Source organism: Microseira wollei NIES-4236 (assembly GCF_020521235.1).
GTDB lineage: Bacteria > Cyanobacteriota > Cyanobacteriia > Cyanobacteriales > Aerosakkonemataceae > Microseira > Microseira wollei.
The window spans coordinates 1-8,379 of record NZ_BLAY01000280.1; the positions used below are offsets into that span (position 1 = coordinate 1).

Sequence of the window (8,379 nt, forward strand, 5' to 3'; positions counted from 1 at the left end):
GCGGGCATATTGACCGCTCAAATCGTGATGGTGAAAAGTTCATCTGTTCGGCTTGTGGATTTTTGGCCCATGCTGATATTACGGCAAGCGAAAAACATTAGGGACAGAGCATTAGAAATGGTACGCCTGGACTCGACGGAACCTGCGGTCAAAACCGCTAAACGCCCAAAATACTGTAAGGAGAAGAGCCAGTGCGGTCTTGGGGTTTCCCCAAGTGGAGCAACTGGCGTATCACCGCGTCCTTTGGACAAAGGCGGTGAGCCTGGGAACCTTGTTGCCAAGGATATTAAGACCGAAATGTCTTAAGAATCTCCGCGTCAAGAGACCGGAGAGTGTCAACCGGGCAAAGAATCAGTCTACAAGGCCCAATTGGCTGAAGGTATTGTGCATCTGTCCATGAGTCAGATTCGCATTCCTACAGCCGTGCGATCGGTCATAGAGGTGCGACTAGTACCGCGTTGCAACAGCTATGTCGTGGAGATTGTTTATGAGCAACCTGAGAAGCCCGCCCTCGGTGGATCGTTCATCGCTGGTATGGATCTGGGACTAGACAACCTGGTGGCTCTATCATCAAACCGACCGGGCTTTGTCCCATTGTTGGTAACGGGAACGCCGCTGAAGTCAGTCAATCAGTTCTACAACAAGCGCTCTTCACAGTTGCAAAGTCAATTGCGAGGCAAGCGCTTTTCATCCCATCAAATCAACAGACTGACGCAATCTCGCAATCAGTACGTTGACAACTACCTGCATCAGGCTAGCAGGTTGGTTGTGAACTACCTGAAATCTTGGGAGATTGGCACGTTGGTCATCGGCAAAAATGACCAGTGGAAGCAATCAATTAACATCGGCAAACGGAACAACCAGAACTTTGTTCAGATTCCCCATGCTCGACTGATTGAGATGATTAGCTATAAGTGCCAGTTAGAAGGCATAGCAGTCATCGTGAGCGAGGAAAGTTATTCCTCAGACTTTGATCCACTGCCTAAATACGGCGATGCTGTGCCAAATTTCAGTGGACGCAGAGTGAAGCGCGGTCTGTATAAAACCGCCACTGGCAAGTTGATCAATGCCGACATCAATCGCAGTTTGAACATCATCAGAAAAGTATTCCCCAAAGCGTTTACCGCAGAGGGGATAGTGAGTGCCGCCGTTGCACCATTGAAGGTTCTGCCTTCATAAAGAGTGAAAATTGAGACAGGTAACTTTGTCCAATTTAGCTTAAACGGTTAAGATATATAACCGGACTTAATATTTCCGGTGACCATGTCGGCAACCATCGCCTCGTCAAAACATTCTATTCCCGGAGCCTACTGGCAGTGGCAAGAGCAGCCTATCTACTACGTCAAAGCTGGCAAACGCAAATCCCAGCGCCCGCCGTTACTATTAATCCACGGATTTGGTGCGTCTACAGACCACTGGCGTAAAAATATCGTCGGATTGTCTCAGGATTTTGAAGTCTGGGCGATCGACCTACTCGGCTTTGGACGTTCGGCTAAACCAAACTGGCAGTATAGCGGTAATTTGTGGCGCGACCAACTGTATGATTTTGTCACCGAGGTCATCGGTCAGCCCGCCGTCTTGGCAGGAAATTCCCTGGGAGGCTATGCCGGTTTGTGTTTGGCGGCGCAACGTCCCTCCTCTGCTGCGGGTTTGGTGTTGGTCAACAGTGCCGGACCATTTACTGAAATCAAACCTCAGCCCCAACCCGATCCGTTCCGCAAGCTATGGGGTGACGCTGTTCTGTCGATTCTGCGCCAACCTTGGGCAAATTATCTGCTATTTCAGTACCTGCGGCAACCCTGGGTAATTCGTCAAACCCTGGAAAAAGTTTATCTTGACAAAAGTGCCGTTACCGATCAATTAGTGGAAGAAATTTACCGTCCTTCCTGCGATCCGGGTGCGGTGAAAGTTTTTGCTTCGGTTTTCAGTACGCCCCAAGGCGAGAAGGTGGACGCGCTGCTCTTAAAATTAACCTGTCCGCTGTTGATGCTGTGGGGAGAAGGCGATCCCTGGATGAATTCCAGAGAACGCGGCGAGAAGTTCCGTCAATTCTATCCTCAACTGACGGAACATTATCTGCAAGCAGGGCATTGTCCCCACGACGAAGTACCAGATAAAGTGAATGCGCTCTTAGCTGAGTGGATTTCATCGAAAGTAGCTATTAGCTAATCGGTAATCGGTAATCGGTAATCGGTAAAAAAACCAATTACCAATTCCCCATTACCAATTACCCATTAGCATTTTATGCTTCCACACTGGTTAATTTTAGCGATTGGCGGTCTAATTTCTGGAGTGCTTGCTGGTTTTTTGGGCATTGGCGGCGGCAGTTTGATAGTTCCTTTGTTGGTGGCGCTTGGGTACTCGCCAGTGCAAGCGATCGCTACCAGCAGTCTCTCTATTTTCATTACCGCTATTTTCGGTACAATTCAAACCTGGCGAATGGGTTTTTTTAGCTTCAAACCCATTGTTTTATTAGGATTTACAGCCACGAACGCCGCTCAAATTGGTGCTGATTTCGCCGATAAAATTGCGGCTTATTTACTGTTTGATGTTTTTTGTGCGAAAAAATATTTATTTTGTAGACCTTCCTAAGCGCCTCACTCAGCAACAAAAGCGTCGGGAAACAGAAGAAATTATCCCCTCAACTATTACCAACCATATTGTTGCTAGAATTCTCACCGGCATTGTAGCAGGGGTGCTAGCCGGTTTATTTGGTGTGGGGGGCGGTGCGATTATGGTGGCTTTACAAATTTTACTATTGGGCGAAAGAATTAAAGTAGCAATTCAAACCAGTTTAGGCGTTATTGTGATTACGGCTTTATCTGCTGGCGGGGGACATGCGATTCAAGGAAACGTTCTGTGGCGAGAGGGAATTATATTAGGTGCGGGTGGACTTTTGGGGGTGCAAGTTGGAACGCGCTACTTGCCAAGATTACCCGATGAAGTTGTTAGTTTTATCTTTCGTTTCATGCTGGCAATTTTGTCTGTTTATATTTTTTGGCAAGCTGGGAATAGTTATAAATTGGTAATTGGTAATCGGTAATTGGTCTAGTGTCATTAACCTCATGGCACGCTGGTTAACTAGGAGGTGGTGAGAAAAGCTTTTTACTATTAACTCAAGTTACTAGAGTCTTTGACTTGTGATAGCGCTTCTATTAGGTTGGCTCCCATCTGTGCTAGACACCCCCTACCTTGATGTACGACTATTACCGGAGTGGAGACGCTTGCGCCCGTAGTTAGGGCGCAAGCGTCTCCACTGCCATAAAATCACCCCTTTAACCAGCAGAGTAATTTTTATCTGTACACAAAGAAGTAGACCTGCTCTTAGAGGGGGTGCAAGCGCGTCTCGTCATGCTTGATAATTTCGTTAATCTTTTCCCCTCACCATTTCTCGTTTGAGGGGATTTTATTATATAATCGAATCCTAAAGTCGGCAAATCAAAAATTTTGGTCAATCAGCTCTCCCAGGCTAGCTGTAAGGTCAAAAAATTAAGGAGATTAAGTAGTTAAAGTGACAAAAGTATTCAAGAAAATACTTAGAGAACCGCTGGGGACAGTCTTGGCTGCCCAACCCAAGTGAAGCGAAAGCAGAAGCGGGCAAGAGAAGTTAAAACCCAAGTCATAACGTTATTTGCCCCCTTTTGCTTTCGCTGGCGATAACTGGCAACTTGAGTTATTATCTATTACCCATGACCAAAGGACGCTTCAAATGACAGTTTACGAGGGGAATTTTACTCAAACAGAATCCCTGCGGTTTGCCATTGTCATCGGTCGATTTAACGACTTGGTGACAACCAAACTTTTGGAGGGGTGTCAAGATGGCCTAAAACGCCACGGGGTCGATGTTAACCCCCAGGGCACTCAGGTAGATTACGTTTGGGTACCGGGCAGTTTTGAAATTCCCTTGATGGCGCACCAAATGGCACTCACCCATCGCTATGATGCCGTGATTTGTCTGGGAGCGGTAATCCGGGGTCAAACGCCGCACTTTGATTATGTGGCATCTGAGGTTTCCAAGGGAATTGCGGCGGCGAGTTTTCAGACGGGGGTGCCGGTAGTTTTTGGCGTCTTGACGGCAGACAACATGCAGCAAGCGTTGGAGAGGGCGGGTATCAAAAGCAATAAAGGCTGGGAATTCGCCATGAGTGCGTTGGAAATGGCAAGCTTGATGCGTCAAGTTAAGGCTAGCAGCACCGGGACCTACCTAAATAATGCCGCCGCCGGGACAATGGCAGCAACCCTCAAAAGCGCCATGCCGCAACAATTGCCTGCCGAAACCGCTCAAAGCGAACAGGTGGGAAACTGACAAAGCATTTGAGATTTGAGATTTGAGATTTACCGGAAATTAAAGGATTTCATCCCCTGGCCCCAGACATGGGGATGAAATCCGAAGGGGAATTTATTCCCCGTCTAGATATCTGTGCTGGAATTACGCTATTTGACATCTCCCCTGCTTAAAAGAGAGGGGATTCTAAGCTGATGTTGCGAAGCGACCTGAAGGTACGCTTCGCAACGCTTACGATACAATTTGGTCAGAGATCCAAACAAATCATATCGCCTTGGGAGTGTCAAAGCTCCCCTACCCACCAAGGCTTGGTTAAACTAAGCAAACGAGTCACCCCGCCTGGGAGTCTTCAGAACCGTGGGTGAAACTTTCGCTTCACACGGCTCCTCAGTTACAGGATGTTTGTCATACATACCATTCAAGTCAATGGCTGACTTTGTGTCGTGGCAATGTCGGTGTAATAGTTCTTGACACTCCCCACAGCTAGAAGCCGGGGGATTCTTGCGTCTTAGGGATTCCAATGAATTTACCCGAAGCCGCGCATCTTGACCGTATGCCCTACGGCTGCAAGTCCGCGTATCGCGACTACTTGAGCGGCTGCAATATCTCTATCGGTTGTATAGCCGCAATTTGAGCAAACATGAGTACGTTCTTTTAGTTCTTTCTTCCCTGTCTCAACATTACAATTAGGGCAAATTTGGCTTGTTTTACGTGCATTTACTTTCTGAAAATAGACACCACGCTTGAAACAAGTTTGTTCAAGAATATTGAAAAATTGACCGAATCCCGCATCGAGGCAATGCTTGCCTAACATCCCACGGGATAATCCAATTAAATTCAAATCCTCTACAAATACCATCCCTGTGTCGCTACAGATTTGGTGAGACAGCTTTCGATGCCAATCTTTACGACAATTGGCGACGTACTCATGCAATGAAGCAACTTTTTTAACAGCTTTCTTCCAATTGTTCGAGCCAATACGTTTTCTGCAAACACGCTGTTGCAGCAATTTCAGCTGGCGTTCGGCATCTACAAAAAACCTCGGACGTTTAACTAAAAGACCATTAGAAGTTGCGACAAAACTTGTTAGTCCCACATCGATTCCTACTGCTTTTCCGTGGGGCATTGGTGACGGTGGATTAACATCCCATTGGACGGTTAGCATGACGTACCACCCAGAAACACGAACCACACAAGCTTGCTTGATTACTCCACCGTCAGGGATTGAGCGAGATTGACGCACTTTCACCGCACCAATAACAGGCAATTTTACATACCCATTGCTTAATGGGTTTTGCCCTAATTGGGGAAATGAAAAAGAGCGCATCCGGCCTGGTTTTTTGAATCTTGGGAATCCGTGATTCTGTTCCCACATGTTGACAAAAGCCTTTTCAAGTCGTCTTAACGTTTGCTGCAAAGATTGAGCGTTAACACGTTGCAAACACTCGTTTTCTTTGCGAGCAGCAGTTAAGGACTTGCATTGACTGGCAAATGTTGGACGGGGTGCATCAGCAGGAATGATATAGCAACTGTGGAGACTGCAAGCATTTACCTCACAACTACGGGACTTGTACCAGTCTTTACGTTCGGCTAAAGCATGGTTATAAACCCGTCGATGGGTTTCTAGCCATTCTTCAAATGTTGCTATTTGATTTTGGGTTGGCTTTAGCTTGAATTCGTAAGTCAGGTTAAACACTTGCATCACCTCCTGATTACATCATACATGAAATTCTACTATTCGTCCGCAGGTTTTTTAGAAGTGCGATTAAAATCGCAGGCGCACTACACCCCCATAGTTAGAAACTAGGGGCACTGTGCGCGTTTTTCGGTAGTTATCCATACTGTTCTTTCCGCCTTTGGCTTTAGGAACTTTATGGTCTACTTCCCATAAATCACCTGGTTTAAAATACAGTTTGCAGTGTGGGCATTTACCTTTGTGTCTTTTTAACAGTTTTGCGACTGTTGTTGGGACTTCAGGGTGTGTACCCATTCTGGTACTCCAGTAAACCGGGTCGCCGTCGTAAGGGCTGGCTTTTCCCTTTACCTTTGTATGCCGTAAAATCGGGGTGTCCGAGTGCTTATCTAAGGCTATGGGATTGTCATCCTCGGGTCGGGTTGCAAATATCCAGTGGTCATCTCCTATGGTCTGCCAGTATTTGTTAGCCACCCATTTTTCAGTTTTATTTGGGTGTCTATGATTCCCCCAATGGCGGAGTTTGGAGTATGTCAAGTTGTCTATTTTTGAATAGACTTCCTTGCTGCACACTGTTGAGTAGTAGTTTGACCATCCCCTGATGATAGGGTTGAGACGTGATATTAAAGCGGCTTGAGGTGCAGCTTTATGAGCGTCTATGGTTTCTGCTATTTTTTCAAGGTGCAGTTTTACCTTTTCCGCCGAGGGTTTGATGATTGTTTTGAACCCTAATATTGTGCCACTGCTGTTTTTTCCCTCATGATACTTTCCTGTCTCAAACTGTCTGATTGTGAACCCCAAGAAGTTAAATCCAGGACGTTCATTTCCCAGTGGGTTTAAGGTGTGAGTTATGCGGGTTTTGGCTGGTTTTAACTCCAGACCTATCTGCTTGAGCCATTCTTGGGTTATCTTCTGACACTCAAGTATTATCTCTAGGGTTTTGGTTCTTAGCTTTATTCCCTTTCAGGGTAGTTGCGTATTGCTTGACGAGGTTTTCCATTCCGTGTAAAGCAATGTTTGCTAATAGTGGCGATATTACTCCCCCTTGAGGTGTTGCTTGTTTGGTGTCCTCAAATACCCCATTATCCATTACGCCTGACTTTAACCAAGACTTAACTTGCCTGCTCAAGCTTGGGAATGTGTTGAGTTTTCTCAGGAGTTCTGGGTGGTTGATGCGGTCGAAGCATTTTGAGATATCGGCATCTAATACAAATTTTGGCTTGTACCGGATAGCGTTAAAAATTGCGTCTATCGCATCATGGCAGGAACGTCCAGGTCTAAAGCCGTAACTATGGGGTTCAAAACAAGCTTCCCATTCGGGTTCTAATGCTAGCTTGGTTAGGGCTTGTAGCGCCCGGTCATACATAATGGGTATTCCTAACGGTCGCTTTTCTTCTGTACCTGGCTTGGGTATCCACACTCTGCGTGTGGGTTTACTTTTACCTGACAGTTTTAAGCTTCCTACCAGATTCAAACGTTGCTTTGGGGTCAGGGATTTTACGCCGTCCACACCCGCCGTTTTTTTACCTTGGTTGTCTTGTGTTACCCGTCTGACTGCTAAGCAATTAGCTGACCACGAGTGTAGTAGTGTCTTTTGAATTCTTCGGACTGCCAAAGTATCACCACGCTCACTGGATCTATAGATTCGTTTTTGCAACTTGTACACGCGGCGTTCCAGTTTCTTCCAATTAATTTGGTTCCACTGGAGTTCCTCGGTCATTCCATCCTGAATTGTTAGTGAGGCATTAGACATGTTCATTGCTTTTTCACAACTCTATATTTCCTGCAACCGGGTGTCTGTGGGCGGATCTCAGTCATTACAACTGGGCATTAGCTTCTGACACCATCCTTCCCTTTCATACCCTGGTTTTTTCCAGATGTTTCACCTTGGTTGGTTACTTATCCAATCGACCTGGATCAGAGGTATTGAAAGGGTTACTTCGTTCCTGGCTGTCATTGATTGAGATGTTAGGGCGATACTCTCCACCGGGTTTATTGGTAGTGCATGATGGTCTATTTAACATTAGCCATCACCGTATCCATAGCCTTTTGGCTCCAGTCTATCAGCCTTATTTGACTGGTTCTAGGTGACGATGGTTCAGGCGTATCTTCCTTGTGTACCCATAATCTCTTGCTTGATGTTTGCCTGGTTAGGCTCCCAGTATTGACACCTTTTTATCCCGCTTCAAGGATTGAAGACCACTCTCTACCTTGGGGATGATGCTTTCACCGCTGCACCTGCGGGGTAGGGCTTGCACCTACATGACAGTCAAGTTTTGACACTCTCCGGTCTAAAGACACGGAGATTCTAAGTTCGTCGTCGAAACTTGCTCTACCAGGCTTTCACCAAGTAGCGTAGTGGTTTCAACTCCCTTAGCGTTTCTTCGGGACTGCCCGTCCC

3 protein-coding genes and 4 pseudogenes are annotated in these 8,379 nt (G+C 46.4%); 5 read left to right on the forward strand and 2 right to left on the reverse strand.

Annotation, left to right across the window (positions count from 1 at the left end; genetic code table 11):
* From MiSe_RS45630 to ribH, 5 genes and pseudogenes are all read left to right on the forward strand, one after another.
* A pseudogene (locus tag MiSe_RS45630) lies at positions 1-306 on the forward strand (hypothetical protein); the annotation flags it as partial.
* A 63-nt stretch (positions 307-369) separates the two neighbouring features.
* On the forward strand, positions 370-1,179 hold the full coding sequence (locus tag MiSe_RS45635) for an RNA-guided endonuclease InsQ/TnpB family protein (protein ID WP_226593436.1): 810 nt from the start codon (positions 370-372) through the stop codon (positions 1,177-1,179).
* 84 nt (positions 1,180-1,263) lie between these two features.
* On the forward strand, positions 1,264-2,169 hold the full coding sequence (locus tag MiSe_RS45640; RefSeq protein WP_226593441.1) for an alpha/beta fold hydrolase: 906 nt from the start codon (positions 1,264-1,266) through the stop codon (positions 2,167-2,169).
* 75 nt (positions 2,170-2,244) lie between these two features.
* Positions 2,245-3,043: pseudogene (locus MiSe_RS54295) on the forward strand (sulfite exporter TauE/SafE family protein).
* Between the two features lie 666 nt (positions 3,044-3,709).
* Positions 3,710-4,306, forward strand: a complete 597-nt coding sequence (gene ribH / locus MiSe_RS45650; protein WP_226593438.1) for a 6,7-dimethyl-8-ribityllumazine synthase — start codon at positions 3,710-3,712, stop codon at positions 4,304-4,306.
* 462 nt (positions 4,307-4,768) lie between these two features.
* Here ribH and MiSe_RS45655 read toward each other — a convergent pair.
* Both MiSe_RS45655 and MiSe_RS53395 read right to left on the reverse strand, forming a co-directional pair.
* A pseudogene (locus MiSe_RS45655) lies at positions 4,769-5,981 on the reverse strand (RNA-guided endonuclease InsQ/TnpB family protein).
* A gap of 135 nt (positions 5,982-6,116) precedes the next feature.
* Positions 6,117-7,737, reverse strand: a pseudogene (locus tag MiSe_RS53395) (group II intron reverse transcriptase/maturase); the annotation flags it as partial.
* Positions 7,738-8,379: the final 642 nt, after the last annotated feature.